This window comes from Sphingomonas cavernae (genome assembly GCF_003590775.1).
Lineage (GTDB): Bacteria > Pseudomonadota > Alphaproteobacteria > Sphingomonadales > Sphingomonadaceae > Sphingobium_A > Sphingobium_A cavernae.
The window spans coordinates 1,374,302-1,393,033 of the sequence record NZ_QYUM01000003.1 but is presented as its reverse complement, the minus strand read 5'-3'; the positions used below and the strand labels follow the sequence as shown (position 1 = coordinate 1,393,033).

Sequence of the window (18,732 nt, the reverse complement as noted above, 5' to 3'; positions counted from 1 at the left end):
AGACTAAGCAAGTTCAGGAGTTCAAAACAATGATCGAGATTCGCCCGATCACGGGCATCGGGGAAATCGAAAAAGGCGAAGATCTGGGCGGTATTCTTGCCCGTGCGCTCGCGCCAATAGCCCCGAAAAGCAGCGATTTTCTTGTTGTAACGCAGAAGGTCGTTTCGAAGGCCGAGGGGCAAATGGTGGCGCTGGAAGATGTCGTTCCGGGTCAGCGCGCGACCGAAATCGCCGGAGCGATTGGCAAGGATCCGCGTCTCGTCGAACTGGTTCTGGCGGAGTCCGTCGAGGTGCTCCGGGCCGAACGCGGCGTACTCATCACGCGTCACCGGCTGGGGCTGGTGATGGCCAATTCGGGGATCGATTGTTCCAATGTCGGTGCGGGATCGGGTGAGCGCGCGCTGCTGCTGCCGCTGGATCCAGATGCGTCGGCCGAGCGGATTGCCGATGCGGTCGAAGCGCTGTGCGGCGTTCGTCCTGGCGTCGTCATCTCCGACAGTTTCGGGCGTCCGTGGCGCAACGGTGTGGTCAATGTCGCGGTCGGCTGCGCTGGCGTTCCATCGATTCATGACAAGCGCGGCGAGACTGATCGCGACGGTCGGACATTGCAGGCTACCCTGATTGCCTATGGCGACCTGATCGCTTCCGCCGCAGGGCTGGCCATGGGCGAAGCGGACGAAGGCGTGCCCGCGGTGCTGATCCGCGGTCTCACCCTGTCGGGTGCACCCCAGCCCGCATCCGCGCTTGTCCGCGCGGTTGAGGAGGACCTGTTCCGGTGAAGGTCGTGGTCCTGACCGGCGGCGTCGGTGGCGCCAAGTTCGTCCTCGGACTGCAGCACTGCGCGGAGGTCGCCCAGCTCACAGCGATCGTGAACACGGGCGATGACTTCCGGCATCTGGGGCTGCACGTCTCACCCGATATCGACACGCTGCTCTACACGCTTTCCGGGCAGGCCAACGCCATGCAAGGCTGGGGGCGCGAGGGCGAAAGCTGGAATTTCATGGCGGCGCTTAAAGGGCTCGGCGGCCCGGACTGGTTCAACCTCGGCGATGGCGACCTTGCGCTTCACGTGCTGCGGACGGAGCGACTTGCGCAAGGCGAAACGCTGTCCACGCTCACCGCCGGTTTCGCCCAAGCTTGGGGAATCGCCGCGTCGGTGCTGCCGATGAGCGACAATGCGGTCGCGACCTGGCTGGAAACCGACGAAGGAGCGCTGCCCTTCCAGAGCTATTTCGTCGAGCGACAGTGCCGCCCGGTCACGCGCGCGATCCGCTTCGAGGGTGCCGAAGAGGCTCGCCCGGCACCCGGCGTACTGGAAGCGCTGGCCGATGCGGACGCAGTCTTCATCGCGCCTTCCAATCCATGGCTTTCGGTCGATCCAGTGCTTGCCGTACCCAGCATCGCCGCGGCCTTGCGCGCAATATCCGCTCCCGTCATCGCGATCTCGCCGCTGGTCGGCGGCAAGGCGGTCAAAGGGCCGACGACCAAATTGATGGCCGAGCTTGGCATCGATGCGGACAATGAGGCCATTGCCCGTCACTATGCGGGTCTTGTCAGCGGCCTGCTGCATGATAGCGGCGACACGCCGCCGACGTCCGTGCCCGCGCATTCGACCGCAACCCTGATGACCAGTCTCGACGACAAGATCCGCGTCGCGAGGGGTGCGATCGCCTTTGCAAAAGCGTTGAAGGCGTGACCGGCTGGAGGGCGATCATCCCGCTCAATCTGGGCAGGGAGCGCAAGACACGGCTTGCTGGGCGCCTCTCGGCCAGCGAACGGGAACACCTTGTCGAAGCGATGGCGCTGCATGTCATCAATCAGCTCCGCGCCGCGCCAAGTGTTGCCGAGGTTCGTGTTCTGTCGCCCGCAAAGCCCGGTTTTTCCGGCGTTCAATGGCTGAAGGACACAGGCGACGGGCTCAATCAGGAACTTGCCCGCGTGCTGGGCGGCGAACGTGTGCTCGTCATCCACGCCGACCTGCCGTTGCTCGCCGCGAACGAGGTGGAGGCGCTGCTGCGCGAAGCGGTTGACGCCGGCGCGGCGATTGCGCCCGATCGGTTGGGAACGGGCACCAATGCGCTGGCGCTTACCCAGGCCACGTCATTTGTCCCTGCGTTCGGAGAGGGCAGTTTCGCACGACATCGGGCGCTGTTGCCCAATGCCGCGCTCGTCGAGCGTCCTGGCCTCCAGATCGACGTCGACACGCCGGAAGATCTTGAGCTCGCCCTGAAATCGGGCGCTACGTCCATCGCCTGCCCGATATGAGACGCTCACCGATGCCTGCCATTTGACTTGGCCAAAGCCTCTCCGCCAGTTTCGGACCTGAGAGGAGAAAGGCGGACATGGCGCTAGACCCCATCCAGCCGCTCGCAGGACAAGCAGCGCTTGTCACAGGCGGTGGCGGCGGTATCGGTCGCGCCATCGCGCTGGCATTTGCCGGCGCTGGCGCGGACATCGCGATCGCCGACATCGTTCCCGAGCGTTGCGACGAAGCGGCTGCGCGCGTGCGCGAACTTGGCCGCCGGGCGGTAGCCTGCCCCACCGACGTGACCGACACCGACCAGATTCGTGCCGCGATCGAGGCGGCGGATGCCGCGTTCGGGCGGCTCGACATCCTCGTCAACAATGCGGGTGGCGTTTCGCGGCGGACGTTTTCGGAGCAGTCGGAACGGTCGTGGCGCAAGCATATAGACCTCAATCTGGTGAGCATGCTTGCGGCAACCTCGGCCGCCATCCCGATCATGGTCCGCGGCGGCAGCGGAGGCGCGATCATCAACGTGACGAGCATCGAGGCCGCGCGTGCTGCGCCGGGCTATGCGGTCTATGCCGCATGCAAGGCGGGGATGAACAATTTCACGCGCACCATGGCACTGGAACTCGCCGATGACGGCATCCGCGTGAACGCGATCGCGCCCGATTTCACGACCACGCCCGGCTTGCGCGGCAACGTCACCGGGCCCGTGGACGAGAGCAAGTGGATCCAGCCCACGCCCGAGCAGGAAAATGGCATCGCCCGGCGGATCCCGCTGGGACGACCGGGGCTGGCAGAAGAATGCGGGCAGGCCGCGCTGTTCCTCGCTTCGCCCGCCAGCAGCTATGTCACCGGCATTGTCCTGCCCGTTGACGGCGGCAGTTGGGCATCGAGCGGGTGGGTGCGTGATCGCCAGGGCAAATGGGTCCTCAGCGAAATCTGAGAACAGGGACGAAGCCGATGCTCCAGTTCAATATCCCCCTTCCCTTCGATCATCTGGCCGCCGGCGAGGAATTCCTGACGATGGAGGCGGTGCGCGATGTCGGTGCCGCGATCGAGCGCGCTGGCTTTTCGGCCTGTCTCGTTACCGATCATCCCTGCCCCACCGGACGCTGGCTCGATGCGGGCGGGCACCATGCGCAGGACCCGTTCGTGATGCTGTCGCTGGTCGCGGCAGTGACGACGCGAATCCGGCTGCAGACGGGCATTCTCGTCCTCCCCTATCGCAACCCCTTCATCGTCGCGCGCTCGATCGCGTCGCTCGACCGTTTCTCGAACGGGCGCGTGACGATCGGCATGGGCGCGGGTTACCTGAAAGGCGAATATCGCGCGCTGGGCGTCGATTTCGAGCAGCGCAACGTGCTGATGGACGAATATCTGAAGGCGTTGAAGCTTGCGCTCTCGGGGGAGGAATTCGCCTTTGAGGGCACGGGCTATCAGGCGTTCGGCAACCGCATCCAACCCGGCCCGGTGCAAAGGCCGCACCCGCCGCTCTATGTCGGCGGCAATGCAAGGCGCGCCATCCGTCGCGCGGTCGAGCTTGGCGACGGTTGGTATCCGTTCTTTACCGTCGGCGGCGTCTCGACCACGACGACGCGGACGGCCGACATCACCAATGAGCAAGACCTTGCCGAGGCGCTCGTCTATATGTGCGCGCATTGCGAGGCCGTGGGCCGCGAAAACCCGCCCGTTGTCGCGATCGGCAGCATTGTGAAGCCCGGCGAGAGCTGGACACCGCAGATGATCGTCGACCGCGCCGGACAGTTCGCCGAAATGGGCGTCGTCGCGGCGGGCATGAACATCGAGGGCCGCACGCGCGCCGAATGGTGCGACAATGCCGAGCGCTTCGGACAGGATGTGATCGCGAAGCTGGGGACGGCATGATGCAGCCGGTCACGCTGGCGCATGAGGGAGCCGTGCTCAACGGTGAACTCTTCCTTCCCAAGGGGACCGGTGTGCATCCCGGCGTGCTCGTGATGCACAATGCGTTGGGACTGGGCGCGCAGGTGCGCGAAGTCGCGGCTGACCTCGCCGAACGCGGCTTTGCCGCGCTCGCGACCGACATGTTCGGTGCCGAGTTTGGTGGTGATCCGGCCAGGGCGGGCGCCTATTTCGCGGCGTTGCAGGCGCAGCCCGATGTGCTGCGGTCCCGCGTCGTGGCGTGGCATGACAGGCTTGCCGGCCTGCCCGATGTCGATATCGACCGGACCGCGGCGATCGGCTACTGCTTTGGGGGTTTTTGCGTTCTCGAGCTCGCGCGCAGCGGCGCGGCGGTGAAGGCGGCCGTCAGCTTTCACGGCCTGCTGACCACCTCGCTTCCCGCCACGCCCGGTGTGATCAGGGGCGAGGTCGCGGCATGGTGCGGCGGGCAGGATCCCTTTGTCCCGTCCGGCCATATCGAGGGGTTCCGCGCCGAAATGGCGACGGCGGGCGCGTCATCGCAGATCACCGTCTTTGCCAGCGCCGCACATAGCTTCACCGATCGCGACGCGGCTTCGCTCGGGCGGCCGGGGGTCGCTTATGACGCGCTCGCCGATCGGGTATCCTGGGCGGGTACGCTCGCCCTGCTGGATTCCGTTCTGCGAGCCTAGCCTTCGACGATCCCTGGCCCCGCGTCACGCCCGCCCCAGGCTGCGAAGCGTGCGGCTTCGGGGTCGGCTTCGATCCGATCTTCCAGATTGAAGATCATCACCGGGCGCTCCTCCGGCGCGTAGGCGGGCCAGCCCGCACCGGGCGTCAGGTGGCGGACGAAATGCGCATAATGGCCGGTCATTCGGCCGCCCAGTTCGGCGCGCTTGCCGCGCATCGGGCCGCCGCGCGCCAGCGTCGCGCGGAAGCTCTGCATTGGCCAGGTGATCGTTAGGTCGAGCCCATGGGTCGCGCCCGCAATGGGGTGGCTATAATCGAAACGGTAGCACCAGGTCGGGCTGTGCCGGGCATGGCGCTCGGCGAAGTTGCGCGTGGGCATCAGGAAGGTCAGGTCGCTCGCCAGCGCGCGCCGGCCCGCCTTGGTGCGCGGATAGGCGGCGAGCACGCGCGCGGCGTGCTCCGCGCCGAGCTGCCCCTCGAGCAGCGCCTCCAGCTCGGGCCATTTGGTGGGCAGGATATCGCCTGGCATAAGCTCGAACAGGCGGATTTCGTCGCGTGCCGCGCCAGCGATGAGGGGGATTGGCGCGGTGGGGCTTGCAATCGCCTCCTCCAGCGAGGCGGGGAGCAGGTCGCCGTCGAACCACGGCGCGGCGGGGATCGTCCCCGGATTTTCGGCGCCCACCTGCCCCTGAGCCTCGAACAAGCGCTTGAGGTCCATCGTCCTGAGCGCTTCAAGGTTTCCCTGATCGAGGCCGAGAATCTCCGCGAAACGCCGCGCGATCCTGCGGCTCATCTCGCGGCTGTGGATCAGGCTGATTGCGCCACTCTGCATGATCGCGCCGCGAAAGAGCGGCCATGCGCTTTTGGCGTGGAGGAGCAGCGAGACCGACATCGAGCCCGCGGACTGCCCGCCGATCGTTACCCGGTCGGGATCGCCGCCAAAGGCCGCGATATTGTCGCGCACCCATTCGAGCGCCGCGATCTGATCGCGCAGGCCGAGATTGGAGGGGATGTCGGGCAGGCCCAGCGCCTCACCGAAGTTCACGAAGCCGAGCACGCCGACACGGTAGTTGATCGTGACGACGACGATGTCACCACGCCGCGCCATCTCCGACCCGTCATAGGTGCTGCCGCAACCGACGACGAAGGCGCCGCCATGGATCCAGACATAGACCGGCTTCCCGCCCAGATCCGCGCCACCTTTGGGCACATAGATGTTAAGCGACAGGCAATCCTCGGCGAATTCGGGCGCCGCGAGCATCGCGCGCTTGGGGCTGTTGCCGAACATTTGCGGGCATTGCGAACCCGGCTGCGTTGCGTCGCGCACCCCGTCCCACGCCTCTACGGGCCCGGGTGCTGCGAAACGCTCGACATGCGCATAGGGCACGCCCATCCAGCGGTGCACGCCATTATGGTTCTCGCCCCGGACCGCCCCCGCGGTCGTGGTGATTGTCAGGTCTTCCATCATTCCCCCTATCCGATGGCGGTCAGGCTTTCATGCGCCGACCGTTCTATCATGCCGTAGGCCTGCTGCCCGTCCCACTCATACAGCACCCCGCTCTGCTGCAGGTTGAGCCCGCCGATATCGGGATTGCCGACGCGGAAGGTCGACAGCGTGGTGCTGCCCTTGATGTGCGTCAGCCCAAGCTCGGATTCGAGGATGAGCGACACGTCCAGCCCCTCTGGCATGATGCGGCGAAGCCATGGAGCCTCGGCAGCGCGCGCGGCGATCATCCGCTTGCCGTCCCAGATATAGCCCTCATTGTAGCTCGGCTTGCCGTCGTCGCGCGGCGGATAGGCGATATAGCCAAAGGCGCGACCGTCGGGGAACAGTGCGGACTGCCAGCAATGGCCCGCAAAGCCCTCGAGCTGGCGGACGCTCTGGCGGTGGATGCGCAGGCCCGTGCCGCTGATCGCGCGGCGCTCGCCGTCGAGTTCGACCGTTCCGTGCGCGCGGAACAATTGCTCGAAGCGATAACCGACGCCCATGAAGCCCGCCTCCGCGTCATCGCCCGATACGATCTGCCCCCAGGGCGGCACCGCCATTTCCATCTCGATCTCGAATGAAAGCGGCGAACGCCGTTGCGGGTCGAGAGTGCGCGCGATCTGCTCGGAAACATGGCCGTCGGCGGCGGTCCCGTCGAAGCGCGCGGTCCAGCGCTTGAAGGGCTCGATGCACTGGAAGGTCACGGGCCCGGCGCCGATGATCGTCGGCTGCCCGTTGGCGTCGATGGCAGAGGGCGCTGGCCCCTTCCCCGGCCCGATCAGCACGCGCCCGCCTTCGGCAGCGAAATTGCCCTGGTAGAGCCGGTCCTCCCACGACGACGCCTCCGCCTCTATCCCCATGCGCGGGGCGGCGAAGCGGCCATTCTCCTCAAAGAACCAGAGCGAGACGCTTTCGCGCATGTCGGGATTGTCGGGGCATGCCGGGAAGACGAGATCCTTTTCGGGCTCCAGCCCCGCGGTCCACAGGCCAGCTTGCATTCCTGCCTCTCCTAATTGACGCCATACCGATCGGAATAGAATGCGAAACGCGCGCGCAGCGCGGCGATGTCGAGGCCGAATTCCGCCGGGTCATATGTGTGGCTGCCGTGCTTGTCTCTGGGCGTATTCGCGCGCCATGCCTGCATCCGTCCCCGCGCCTCTTCGGTGAAATCCTCGCCCATCCAGCCGTAAAGCTGCTCGATCACCGGGAACGGGTCTTTCATGAAGGGCGCGAACTGGATGTCGAAGAAGCGGTCGTCATGGCCGGCGTCGCGGAAGGTGATCATGCGACGCATGCCAAGCTCGCAGAAATCGGTGGTCACCGCGCCGAGCCACGCCTTGTCGATCTGATCGGAGTAGGCGCTGGAGAGTTCGCAATAGAGATCGGCGACCGACGGGATGACATTCGTGACATCGCGGTGGGTCATCCAGAAACGCGCGTCGGGGAAGACCTCTGTCAGCGCGCCGATGAAGAGGATGTGCGACGGGTTCTTGAGCCGCCAGCGGGTCGGCGGGCAGCGCCACTGGAGCAGCTTGAGCACGCGCTTCACATAGGCATAGGTAGGAACGAGATCGGCCTTGTGATTGAGCCATTCGACATAGGTCGGCACATGCGCGAAGGCCTGAAAAAGCTGCGACTTGAAGTCATAGCCCATGAAGGTCTGACATTCGGTCGGCGACGTCGCGGTGCTCGGTACCATCTGTTTCATGCGCGGGAACAGCCGGTTGCGGCGTTCCATCGACGCCTCGGCTTTGACGATGCGCGGATCGCTGTCCTGCGTGGCAAGTTCGGGCGGCGGGCAAGGCGCCATCGCCTCCCAGCCGCGGATCGATCGCGCCGCGGGGTCTTCGCCGAGCAAATGCGAAAGCGCGGTCGATCCCGTACGTGGCAAGCCGAGCCCGACCAGCGGCGCCACAATCTCCTGCGCGTCGATCTCGGGATGGCGCCGATACCAGTCCTCGACCTGCAACCGGCAGCCCAGAAGATCGACGATCTGCATGTCGAAGGCAGCGGCGCCCATTTCGGTGAAGCGCGCCTCACGATCGACGGAGCCGGTCAGGATTTCCAGGCCTTCGCGGAAAGAGACGTCGCCGAAGTCGACAAGGCCCGTCGCGGCCTTGGCCTTGTCGATGAGTTGAGCAACACGCTGCATGCCTGCCCTGCCTTTCGGCTGGCAGGCTATTGGAAACACCGCTCTGCGCACAATGCCAACCGCCACCTCGCGGCAGGCATCGGCAGGGCGATGCAAGCCTATGGCAGGGAGCGGTTTTGCGCCCTGCTCAGTCGGTGGCGATGGCGGGCATGACGACCAGGCGGTCGAGGATTTCGGCCATACGCGCCACGGGGAAGTCGGGCGCTTGCTGCAACCACCAGGCAATGATCTCGACCGTCGCACTAACCGCGAAGGTGACGCGCAGATCGTCTGGCAGCCATCCATCCACCGGCCCCTGGGCGTCCGCAATCCGCTTTGCCTGCGCCGTGAATTCCTGCTTGAGCATGGTGGCCGCGCCGCCGGTGAGAAGCGCCGACCACAGCACCCGCCGTTCGGCCACATAGTCGAACAGCGCGATGCAGGACTGACGACTGTCCACCGAAAACAGCACCGGCAGCGCCTGGTTCAGCAGCTCGGCGATCTGATTGGCCGCAAGATCGTGAAGCAGCGCCTCTTTCGAGGCATAATGGCGAAAGAAGGTGGCATAGCCGATGCCCGCCTCGCGCGCGATTTCACGGATCGTCACCTGTTCGAACGGGCGCGTCTCGATCAAACGTAGAAGCGCCTCAAACAGGTTGCCGCGCGTACGGACCTGTCGGGCGTCGGTCAGGGTTGACTGAAAGGTGCTCATTTTTCTATGATACACAGTGTATCATAAGAAGGCGAGGTTTCAACATGGCGACCGTCGGACAAGCGCATTCCTCAACCTTTGCTGCAAATCGCGACGATCGCAAGACCGCGGACATCGTTGCCGCCCGCGCGAAGCGGGAGCAAGGCTCCACGCCGATCACCAGCTTTGCCCAGGCACGCGAGGTCCTGCGCAGCACGACAATGAAGCAGGCCGGCGGCGGCGCTGAGCATTTCGACACGAGCAACCCGGATCACGCGCCGGTTTTCTTTCTCGACGGGCCGGCGCACAAGAAAAAGCGCGCCACCATCGCCCGCTACTTCACGCCCAAGGCCATCGCCAACCGCTACCATATCATCATGGAGCAGGTGACCGCCGAACAGCTTGGCGAACTGCGCCGCACGGGCAAGGGTAGGCTCGACCTGATGAGCTTCGACCTCGCCGTCGCGGTCGCGGCCGACATTGTCGGCCTGACCGTCACCGACCGGAAGAAGATGGCGCGGAGGCTCGCGGTATCGCTGTCGGCCGCCTTTTATCACCAGCGCAACTATCTTGGCCGCCTTTATGCTGTTGCCACGAAGTTCTTCAATTCGATCGACTTCTTCTACAACGACGTAAAGCCGGCGATCCGCGACCGCCGGGCCAATCCGCAGGACGACGTCCTCTCCCACCTCGTCAAGGAGGGCTATTCGGACAAGTCTATCCTGATCGAGTGCATGACCTATGCCGCCGCGGGCATGGTGACGACGCGCGAGTTCATCGTGATGGCCGCGTGGCACATGTTCGATAATGATGCGCTGCGCGAGCGCTTTCTGAACGGCAGCGAGGACGACCAGTTCACCATCCTGCAGGAGATATTGCGGCTGGAGCCGATTGCCGCGTTCCTATACCGCCGGGCGGAAGCGGACCCGACTGCGCCCACGGGGGGCAAATCCGATACAGGCTTCTATGCGCTCTGCCTGCGCGACGCCAATATGGATGAAGCCGCCGTCGGTGCCTGCCCCCACGCGCTCGATCCGGACCGCGCGACGAAGGTGAAGGCCAATGGTTCCTTCCTGAGCTTTGGCGACGGCGCGCATTTCTGTCCGGGCTCGCAGGTGGCGTTGCATGAAACGCGCATGTTCCTCGACGCCCTGTTCCGCGTGCCCGGTATCCGCCTTGATCGCGCCCCCGATATTGGCTGGTCGGACATGCTGCAGAGCTATGAATTGCGCAATGCGGTGGTGACCTGCGACCGGACGTAAGGCTAGGCTCCCCCTCAACGAATGAGGAGGGATTGATGGACGCGCTCGAAATGCTGGTCGCCAAGGACGAAATCCGCGAACTGGCACAGCTCTATTCGCGCGGCGTCGACCGCAAGGACATCGGCCTGCTCAAGACGCTCTACACGGCCGACGGAATCGACCGTCACGGTCACCATTTCGATGGGCCGGCGGACGAATATATCGGCTTTCTCGAGCGATCCCTGCCGCACATGCATGTCGGCGGCCATTTCGTCTGCAACCATCTGGTGACAGTCAACGGTGATACGGGGGAAGGTGAAGTCTATGCCATTGCCTGGCATCTGATCCCCGACGGCAAGGGCGGTTTGCTCCACGATATTCAGGGCGTGCGCTATATCGATCGCTACCGCCGAGAAAACGGCAAATGGCGTTTCGCCAAGCGCGTCGTGTCCTTCGACATGAAGCTGATCCAGCCTGCGGCGGATCATGGCGACAAGCCCGATCCTGAAAAGGATCCGAGCTATGGCGAATTGCTCACCAGCCTCTTTGCCCGCGGCGGGCGCACCTGAAACCGGACGCGGTTATGACCGCCCCAATCGCGATTTTCGGCTGATTTCCCTGCCGAAAGCGCGATGCTTCGCCGAGGCGATTTAAGACGAGGCTTGCTTGACACTCTAATCAACAATGCTGTTCATGAAGCGCAGAATAGACCGCGCGGGGTGCGGCATTGGAGTGGATAATGGGCCTTGAAACTATCGACCTGACTCCACGCATCGGCACCGAAATCCGGACGGACGCGGCAACGCTCGTGTCCGGCAAACATGCCGATACGATTCGCGAGCTGTTGCAGCAACGCGGCGTTATCGTCATGCGCGGCCTGCATCTCAGCCGCGGGGATCAACTCGCTTTTTCGCATACGCTGGGCCAGGTGCAGCCGCAGGGCGAAGGCGGCATTTTCAAGGTCACGATCGATCCCAAGGAAAATCCGGGCGCGGAATATATCAAGGGCGCCTTTTTCTGGCATATCGACGGCGCGAGCGACGATGTGCCGAACTTCGCCGCGACGCTGAATGCCAAGGCGCTCTCGAAGACCGGCGGCAGCACCTATTTCGCGAACACCTATGCCGCCTGGGACGACCTGCCCGAGGACGAGAAGCAGGCCTATGACGGGCTGCGCGTCGTCCATAGCTTTGAAACGTCGCAGCGTTACGTGAACCCGGAACCAACGGTCGGCGAGCTGAACTTCTGGCAGATGCGCACGCCCAAGGTGCATCCGCTGGTCTGGACCCACGAGACCGGGCGCAAGTCGCTGGTGCTGGGATCGACGGCGGATCATATTGAGGGGATGGACCCGGCGCAGGGGCGCGTGCTGCTGTCCAAATTGCGCGAATGGGCGATCCGGCCGCAATTCGTCTACCGCCATGACTGGACCGAGGGCGACCTGCTCATCTGGGACAATACCGGCACCATGCATCGCGTCGATCCCTATCCGCTGGAAGAGAATCGCATGATGCACCGCACGACGATCGAGGCGATCGAGCAACTCGTCGGCGCCTGACGCCGGCTCAGCAGAACACACGCACAGGAAGGAATTGCGATGACGAGGTCTCTGAACGGCAGGGCAGCCGTGGTTACCGGCGCGGGGTCGGGCATTGGCCGCGCCATCGCGATCCGCCTTGCCGAGGACACCGCCAAGGTCGCCATTTGGGACATCAACGCCGCAGGCGCCGCCGAAACCGCGAAGATGATCGAGGACGCGGGCGGAACGGCAATTGCGATTGATGCGGATTGCTCTGACAAGGCCGCGATCCACGCCGCGGCGGAGGAAACGCGCGCCAAGCTGGGGCCTGTCGCGATCCTCGTGAACAATGCAGGGATCGCGCCCTTCACGCCGTTCATGGACATCGACGACGACCTGTTCGACAAGGTCATCCGCATCAACCTGCGCGGCCCCTATCTGGTCGTCAAGGAAGTGCTGCCCGATATGCTGGCCGCCGGCTGGGGGCGGGTCATCAACATCACATCCTCCTCGGTCCAGTCCGGTTCCTTCGCGCAGGGGCATTATGTGTCCTCGAAGGGCGGTCTGATGGGCATGACCAAGGCGCTGGCGCTCGAATTCGCACCGAGTGGCGTCACGTTCAACATGGTGCCACCAGGCTTTATCGATACCCCGATGCTGCGGGCCGCGCCCATCGACGTCGAGGCCTTCGCGCAGACGCTGCCGATGAAGCGCGTCGGCAAGCCCGAGGATATCGCCGCCGCCTGCGCCTATCTCGCCTCCGAAGAGGCAAGCTACATCACCGGCCAGACGATCAGCACCAATGGCGGCCGCTACATGGGCTCGCACTAACAGATAACGGAAGGGACGGATCATGCGGCTCGCGGGGAAGATCGCCATCATCACGGGCGCCGCGGGCGGCATGGGCGAGGCCTCCGCGCTGCTCTTTGCGCGCGAAGGCGCCAAGGTCGCCGCCGTCGACCTCGACGAGGCCCGCGTCGCGCCCGTTGTCGACGCCATTCGCGCGGCGGGCGGCACGGCGATCGTCATCGGCGCTGATATCAGCCGCACGGCGGACGTGCAGCGCATCGCCGATCGCACGGTCGCCGAACTGGGCCTGCCCAACGTCCTGTTCAACAATGCGGGCGTCGATACCGAGAACAAGCAGTCGATCCTCGACATCTCCGAGGAGGCCTTCGATCGCTGCGTCGAGGTGAACCTCAAGGGCGTGTGGCTGATGATCAAGCATGTCGCGCCCCGGATGATCGAGGCGGGCGGCGGCTCCATCATCAACACGGCTTCGATCGGTGCGTTCACCGTGTGCAGTTCGGCGGGCTATTGCGCGTCCAAGGCGGGCGTGGTGATGCTGAGCAAGGTCGCCGCGGTCGAGCTCGGACCCCACGGGATCCGCGTCAACGCGCTTTGCCCCGGCGCGACCGAGACCCCGATGGCGCGCCACCAGCGCGAAGAAATGCAGAAACAGGGCCTGCCGACGTCCAATGCGCTGATCGACCGGATGGGTGTGCTCGGCCGCATGGCGCAGCCCGAGGAAATGGCGATGATGGCGCTCTTCCTCGCCAGCGACGAGTCCAGTTTCGCAACCGGCGCCTCATTCAACAACGATGCGGGCTGGAGCGCGATGAGCGGCATTTCGGTCCAGGCATTCGCCAAATGAACATCAACCTGAAGCTGCTCCACACCTTCCTACTGGTGGCGGAGCATTGCAGCTTCAGGCGTGCCGCCGAGGAATCCAACCGGTCACAGTCCGCGGTCAGCATGCAGGTGCGCCAGCTAGAGCTGCAACTGGGAGTATCCCTGTTTCAGCGAACGACGCGCACGGTCCAGTTGACGCGCGAAGGCGAAATGCTGCTCGATTCCGCGCGCAAGGCGATTCAGGAGCTGGAGACGGGTCTGAGAAAGATCAGGGACGTGGTGGACATGCAACGCGCGCACCTGTCGCTTGCCTGCGTGCCAACGATCGCCTCGACGCGTCTTCCCGAAATCCTGAACGCACTCCAGAAATCCTTGCCCAGCGTCACTGCCGACATCCGCGAGATCGCTTCGGCCGAGATGCTGGATGCGATCCGCCGGCAGGACGTGGATTTTGGAATCGGACCCCGTGTTCCCAACGCAACCGAGTTCCAGTTTCAACCGATCATGGTGGACGAGATTTGCGCACTTATCCCCGCGCATCTCGGCTATGCGGGCGCGCGGAACATCGCCTTTGCCGAACTGGCGCGGTTGCCGCTGCTCGTCGTGACCAATTCGTCGGCCATCCAGTCCGTGCTTGACGATGCCCAGCACATCGCAGGCGTGAAGCTGAACATCAAATATGAAGTGCGCCAGGTGCAGACGCAGATTGCGATGGCGGCGGCGGGCCTTGGCGCCGCCATCGTGCCGCGCATCGCTATTCCCGCGACGCCTGACGTTCGGCTGGTCGCGCTGCCGATCGTGGATCCGCCGCTCTCCCGCGAAATCTGCATCGTGACGATGAGAGGGCAAGTGCTCTCGCCCATTGCGATGCGCCTTGTGGCCATGCTGCAGCGGCTGCTGGCAATACCGGCGCACGAACCGCAAGCCGAACAGGAAAGTCGGGCCAGACGCAGGGACCTTGCGCTGATCGTGAAAAACGGCTGAGCCGCGCCAATATGATTAGCCCGGTGCGCGTCCCGCGCTACGTTCTTGCGCCATGCCGTCCGGCTCCTATGCTTGCGCCATGACGCAAAAACGGCGAATTGGCGCAAAAAGCTCTGAAACCCGCGCGCGCATTGTCGAGGCGGCCGAGCAGGTTATCCGCGACGAGGGCTATGCCGCCGCCAGCACAAGGCAGGTGGCCAAACATGCGGGCTTGCAACCCTCGCTTGTCCATTACTATTTCCCGACGACCGACGACCTGTTCCTCGCGGTCTTCCAGCGCGGCGCCGAACAGAGCGATGCCATGATCGAACAGGCGCTGACGAGCGAGGATCCCGTACGATCGCTTTGGCGCTTCTTCGCCGATACCAGCCGCACGGCGCTGGCGCTGGAGTTCATGGCGCTGGCCAACCACCGCAAGGCCATCCGGGCCGAAATCGCAAAGCACAGCGAGGCGATGCGCGCGCGTCAATCGGAACTGTTCGAGCAGATTCTGGGCGAACGGCTGGCGGGTTCGGGTGGATGCGCGCCCGCAGGTCTCAGCCTGTTGCTCGCCGGTATTGGCCGCGCGCTGGTGATGGAAGGTGCGCTCGGCGTGCATTCCGGACATGCGGAAGCCCGCGCCTTTGTCGACAAATGGCTGGACGAATTGCTGCCAGCGCGCGCCGGGCCGAGCCAGGAATCTTGACTCCGGATGACGCTCGTGCTGAACATGTGTTCAACACATTCGCATCGAGAGGAGAGTCGGCGATGATCGTCGGGGAAATGACGCGCTTTGCACATGAAGAGATCAAGCCGAGCATCGGCAGCCGCATTCTGAACACCAAGGAAGAGCTGCTCGCCGGCGAGCTCGGCCCGCAGATCCGCGAACTCCTCGAACAGCGCGGCGTGCTCGTCTTCCCGAAGATCAGCTTCACCGACGAGGAGCAGATCGCCTTCACCAAGACGCTCGGCGAATTCGCGCCCGAGATGCGCGACGGCGGCGAGGAAAAGATCCACAAGATCACGCTCGACGTGAAGGAAAACCCGCAGAGCGCCGAATATCTCAAGGGCTCGCTTTACTGGCATATCGACGGCACGATGAACGAGGTGCCGATCCTGGCGTCGCTTCTGTCGTGCAAGGTGCCCGCCACATGGGGTGGCAACACCGGCTTCTGCAACACCTACGCCGCCTATGAAGCGCTGACCGACGAGCAGAAGGCCGAATATGAAAAGCTGCGCGTCATCCATTCGGTCTGGGCGACGGTGTTCTATTACGAGCCCGAGCCGAGCCTCGCCAAGATCAAGGGCATGCAGGCGATCGGCGAGAATGAACTGCCACTGGTTTGGAACCATAAATCGGGACGCAAGTCGCTGATCCTGGGCTGCACCGCGCACCGCGTCACCAATGTCGAGCCGGCCAAGAGCGCCGAAATCCTGGTCGGCCTGCGCGAATGGGCGACCCGCGACGAATTCAGCTACAGCCACGAATGGAGCGTCGGCGACCTCGTGATCTGGGACAATACCGGCACCATGCACCGCGCCGAGAAATATGATCCCGAATGCAACCGCATGATGCACCGGACCAAGCTGCAGGGCGAAGAGCCCTTCGAATAAGCAGATGGCTTCTGAACCAGTACCCCGGCGAAGGCCGGGGTCCAGGAATCCCGGGCGCGGAGGTCTGTAGCCTCTGGACCCCGGCCTTCGCCGGGGTACTCAATGGATGAACACAACGCTCTTTCTGGCTGCAAGCTCCGGAACGGTGGAAAACGCGCCATGCTCAATAAACTGACGTTCGGCTATCTCTGCGATTTCCGGAATCCGCCGCAGTGGCAGCGGCCATCTGCCGACCTCTACGCCGAGATACTGGATTTCATCGCGTGGAGCGAGACGGTCGGGTTCGAGGGTGCGTGGGTGCCCGAACATCACGGCGCCGAAGACGGCTATATGCCCTCCCCGCTCGTTGCGCTCGCCGCGATTGCCGCGCGCACCAAACGGATCAGGCTCGGTTCGGCGATCGCGCTCGCCCCGCTCTACCATCCCGTGCGCTTCGCCGAGGAATGCGCGGTGCTCGACATCCTGTCCAATGGCCGCCTCGAAATGGCGCTGGCCATCGGCTATCGTCGCCGCGAGACCGAAGCTTACGGCGTCGACTTCTCCAGGCGGGGCAGCCGGTTCGACGAGTTTCTTGAGATCGTGCGCAGGCTGTGGGCGGGTGAGACGGTCAGCTTCGAAGGCAAACATTACAACGTCAGCAACGCGGCGATCATGCCGACGTCCCCACGCGGCCAGATCCCGCTCTATATCGGCGGCTTTGCCGAAAAGGCGCTGGCGCGCGTCGCCAGATATGCCGACGGCTATTTCGGCAATGAGGACGTGTGCGGCCTCTATGCGGACAAGCTGCGCGAAGAGGGCAAGGACCCGGCCGAGGCGCGCATCCGCATCCAGGGGCTGTTCCTGACGGTCGCGCGCGATCCCGACGCCGCGATGGAAGAGCTCGCGCCCTATTTCCATCACGTCAACAATACCTATGGCCAGTGGCTGAACGAGGACAAGGCCTCAGGCATCGACGATGTTGCGCTCAAGCCCATGTCGCTCGAGGCCTTCAAGACGAGCGGGATCCTGAAGATCCTGACGCCTGAACAGGCGGTCAACTATTTCAGGGCGATGCAGGCGCGGATCCCCGTGGAGCACTTCATGATGATGCTCCCGTCCGGCCTGCCGCCCGCGAAATTCGTGCCTTACGCAGAACTCTTCGCGAACGAGGTCATTCCGGCCTTTCGGTGAGGCGTCTCGAACGCTTGTCGGCCGGTTTCGACCCAATCTCGGACGGTGCCGTCCTCGAAAGCGGATGCAGAATCCGGACCGTCCGGACACGCCGGCAAAGGAGACGCTTCCTTTGTCGTCACCCCGGGCTTGACCCGGGGTCCCGCTTTTTGGATCAGGCCAGTAAGGCGAACATATCCTGCCAGTCGGGATTGCCGCATTCGATCAGGTCGAACTTCCATTGGCGATGCCAGCGCTTGAAACGTTTTTCGTGCGCGAGATCGGCCATGATATAAACCCAGCCGCCTTGTCTCGCGCGCTCCATCACCGATGGATGTGAAAAGCGGGACCCCGGGTCAAGCCCGGGGTGACGAGGTTACGAAACGTCCGCTAACCCCGACCTTTTCGACGCTGGCGACATCGTTTGCCCTCGACAAAACCGGACCGTCCGGACACGCCCACAAGTCGGACGTTTGATATGAGCCCTCTCCCGCCTTCGCGGGAGAGGCAATGGAGACTTGGCCGCTCGCGGCCTAGTCGAAGTCGGTGAGGGTCTTTTACTCGTTTTCAGCCTCTTGAGCGGAATAGAGGCGAGAGAAGAAGACCCTCACCCAACTCTCTCCCGCGAAGGCGGGAGAGGGCTCAGGGCAATGTCCGGACACCACGACATCTCAGACATGCAGATGGCCAAGCACGTTATGGCGCGTCGACGGATGCGTCCTTGCGTATTGCGATCTGGAAGAGCGGTGATGACAGGTGCCGCTCGAGCCACTGCTGAAGATGTGCGAAGGGCTGGCTGGCCCACCAGTCGGGATCATGCCTCGCAAATTGTCGAACGAATGGAAAGAGCGCGATATCGGCGAGGGTCGGACGCTCGGCGACGAGATTGAGGCGCCCCGCAAGGCGGGTATCGAGGTCGACGAGGATTTCCATGGCGGCGGCGCGATGGGCGGCCGCCGACATCGCATCGCCATCGTCCGAGTAGCGGGTCGCATATTTGTAGCGGTCGAGGTGATGCTTGAAGGGGCCGTCATTGCGGGCGATCAGGGCGTGCGTCTCGCTGCCCTCGCGATCATCGACCAGCCAGTTCTCCGGATCATTCTGCCCCAGCGCCCAGCGCATGATGTCGAGGCTCTCGTCCAGCACCTGCCCGCCCGGAAAAATGAGGACGGGCACCGTTCCCTTGGGGCTAGCCGCGAGCATGGCGGGCGGCTTGGCCTTGAGCGAGACTTCGGTCAGGCTGAAGGACACGCCGCTCACCAGCAGCGCCATCCGCGCGCGCATCGCATAGGGGCAGCGGCGGAAGGAATAGAGACGGGGTAAAGGCGGTGTCATCCGCATGGTTTAGAGCACCGTACGCTATATCAGCACCACAAATCCGCTCATCCTGAGGAGGGACTGAGCGACGGCGAAGATCCGTCTCGAAGGACTGGCTCGGTGCGTCCTTCGAGACGCCGTTTCGACTT

General features: G+C 64.0%; 21 protein-coding genes. 15 read left to right on the top strand and 6 right to left on the bottom strand.

What is annotated here, in order from left to right; all coding sequences use genetic code 11:
• Positions 1-29: 29 nt before the first annotated feature.
• The 6 genes from cofE (at position 30) to D3876_RS14285 (ending at position 4,842) form a co-directional block, all read left to right on the top strand.
• Positions 30-779: a coenzyme F420-0:L-glutamate ligase gene (cofE, locus tag D3876_RS14310; RefSeq protein WP_119763229.1), complete on the top strand. Its 750-nt coding sequence runs from the start codon at positions 30-32 to the stop codon at positions 777-779.
• The gene (gene cofD, locus D3876_RS14305) at positions 776-1,696 is read left to right on the top strand and encodes a 2-phospho-L-lactate transferase (RefSeq protein WP_119763227.1); all 921 of its coding nucleotides are present in this window, start codon (positions 776-778) and stop codon (positions 1,694-1,696) included. The genes cofE and cofD overlap by 4 nt, the downstream gene beginning before the upstream one ends.
• Positions 1,693-2,265, top strand: a complete 573-nt coding sequence (gene cofC / locus D3876_RS14300) for a 2-phospho-L-lactate guanylyltransferase (protein WP_119763225.1) — start codon at positions 1,693-1,695, stop codon at positions 2,263-2,265. Before cofD ends, cofC begins: the two co-directional genes overlap by 4 nt.
• Before the next feature lie 77 nt (positions 2,266-2,342).
• Positions 2,343-3,194, top strand: coding sequence for an SDR family NAD(P)-dependent oxidoreductase (locus D3876_RS14295; RefSeq protein WP_119763223.1), 852 nt, complete (start codon positions 2,343-2,345; stop codon positions 3,192-3,194).
• Between the two features lie 17 nt (positions 3,195-3,211).
• Positions 3,212-4,135 carry an LLM class F420-dependent oxidoreductase gene (locus tag D3876_RS14290; RefSeq protein WP_119763221.1) on the top strand — a complete coding sequence of 308 codons (924 nt, stop codon included), beginning with the start codon at positions 3,212-3,214 and terminating at the stop codon, positions 4,133-4,135.
• Positions 4,132-4,842, top strand: coding sequence for a dienelactone hydrolase family protein (locus D3876_RS14285; protein ID WP_182912016.1), 711 nt, complete (start codon positions 4,132-4,134; stop codon positions 4,840-4,842). Before D3876_RS14290 ends, D3876_RS14285 begins: the two co-directional genes overlap by 4 nt.
• On the opposite strand, the gene D3876_RS14280 is transcribed toward D3876_RS14285, so the two are convergent.
• From D3876_RS14280 to D3876_RS14265, 4 genes are all read right to left on the bottom strand, one after another.
• Complete coding sequence (locus tag D3876_RS14280) at positions 4,839-6,305, bottom strand: carboxylesterase/lipase family protein (RefSeq protein WP_119763909.1); 1,467 nt, start codon at positions 6,303-6,305, stop codon at positions 4,839-4,841. The two genes, D3876_RS14285 and D3876_RS14280, sit on opposite strands and share 4 nt — an antisense overlap.
• Before the next feature lie 8 nt (positions 6,306-6,313).
• Positions 6,314-7,324: a hypothetical protein gene (locus D3876_RS14275; protein ID WP_119763217.1), complete on the bottom strand. Its 1,011-nt coding sequence runs from the start codon at positions 7,322-7,324 to the stop codon at positions 6,314-6,316.
• Positions 7,325-7,335: 11 nt separating this feature from the next.
• Complete coding sequence (locus D3876_RS14270) at positions 7,336-8,478, bottom strand: sulfotransferase family protein (RefSeq protein WP_119763215.1); 1,143 nt, start codon at positions 8,476-8,478, stop codon at positions 7,336-7,338.
• 127 nt (positions 8,479-8,605) lie between these two features.
• Positions 8,606-9,169, bottom strand: coding sequence for a TetR/AcrR family transcriptional regulator (locus tag D3876_RS14265; RefSeq protein WP_119763213.1), 564 nt, complete (start codon positions 9,167-9,169; stop codon positions 8,606-8,608).
• A 44-nt stretch (positions 9,170-9,213) separates the two neighbouring features.
• Here D3876_RS14265 and D3876_RS14260 point away from each other — a divergent pair, with 44 nt between their 5' ends.
• From D3876_RS14260 to D3876_RS14220, 9 genes are all read left to right on the top strand, one after another.
• Positions 9,214-10,410 (top strand): cytochrome P450, encoded by a 1,197-nt coding sequence (locus D3876_RS14260; RefSeq protein ID WP_119763211.1) that lies wholly within the window; start codon positions 9,214-9,216, stop codon positions 10,408-10,410.
• Positions 10,411-10,445: 35 nt separating this feature from the next.
• Positions 10,446-10,958 carry a nuclear transport factor 2 family protein gene (locus D3876_RS14255; RefSeq protein ID WP_238475380.1) on the top strand — a complete coding sequence of 171 codons (513 nt, stop codon included), beginning with the start codon at positions 10,446-10,448 and terminating at the stop codon, positions 10,956-10,958.
• A gap of 170 nt (positions 10,959-11,128) precedes the next feature.
• Positions 11,129-11,947 carry a TauD/TfdA dioxygenase family protein gene (locus tag D3876_RS14250; RefSeq protein WP_119763207.1) on the top strand — a complete coding sequence of 273 codons (819 nt, stop codon included), beginning with the start codon at positions 11,129-11,131 and terminating at the stop codon, positions 11,945-11,947.
• A 39-nt stretch (positions 11,948-11,986) separates the two neighbouring features.
• Entirely contained in the window at positions 11,987-12,739 is a 753-nt protein-coding gene (locus D3876_RS14245) for an SDR family NAD(P)-dependent oxidoreductase (RefSeq protein WP_119763205.1), read from the top strand.
• Between the two features lie 22 nt (positions 12,740-12,761).
• Positions 12,762-13,562 carry an SDR family NAD(P)-dependent oxidoreductase gene (locus D3876_RS14240; protein ID WP_119763203.1) on the top strand — a complete coding sequence of 267 codons (801 nt, stop codon included), beginning with the start codon at positions 12,762-12,764 and terminating at the stop codon, positions 13,560-13,562.
• Positions 13,559-14,524: a LysR family transcriptional regulator gene (locus D3876_RS14235; RefSeq protein WP_119763201.1), complete on the top strand. Its 966-nt coding sequence runs from the start codon at positions 13,559-13,561 to the stop codon at positions 14,522-14,524. Before D3876_RS14240 ends, D3876_RS14235 begins: the two co-directional genes overlap by 4 nt.
• Before the next feature lie 79 nt (positions 14,525-14,603).
• Positions 14,604-15,209, top strand: coding sequence for a TetR/AcrR family transcriptional regulator (locus D3876_RS14230; RefSeq protein ID WP_119763199.1), 606 nt, complete (start codon positions 14,604-14,606; stop codon positions 15,207-15,209).
• 62 nt (positions 15,210-15,271) lie between these two features.
• On the top strand, positions 15,272-16,117 hold the full coding sequence (locus D3876_RS14225) for a TauD/TfdA dioxygenase family protein (RefSeq protein ID WP_119763197.1): 846 nt from the start codon (positions 15,272-15,274) through the stop codon (positions 16,115-16,117).
• Positions 16,118-16,276: 159 nt separating this feature from the next.
• Positions 16,277-17,287: an LLM class flavin-dependent oxidoreductase gene (locus D3876_RS14220; RefSeq protein ID WP_119763907.1), complete on the top strand. Its 1,011-nt coding sequence runs from the start codon at positions 16,277-16,279 to the stop codon at positions 17,285-17,287.
• Positions 17,288-17,441: 154 nt separating this feature from the next.
• Here the strand turns inward: D3876_RS14220 and D3876_RS21315 are convergent, their stop codons facing one another.
• Positions 17,442-17,591, bottom strand: a complete 150-nt coding sequence (locus D3876_RS21315) for a GIY-YIG nuclease family protein (RefSeq protein WP_476661961.1) — start codon at positions 17,589-17,591, stop codon at positions 17,442-17,444.
• A 371-nt stretch (positions 17,592-17,962) separates the two neighbouring features.
• The gene (locus D3876_RS14215) at positions 17,963-18,607 is read right to left on the bottom strand and encodes a glutathione S-transferase (protein WP_238475379.1); all 645 of its coding nucleotides are present in this window, start codon (positions 18,605-18,607) and stop codon (positions 17,963-17,965) included.
• Between the last annotated feature and the right edge of the window lie 125 nt (positions 18,608-18,732).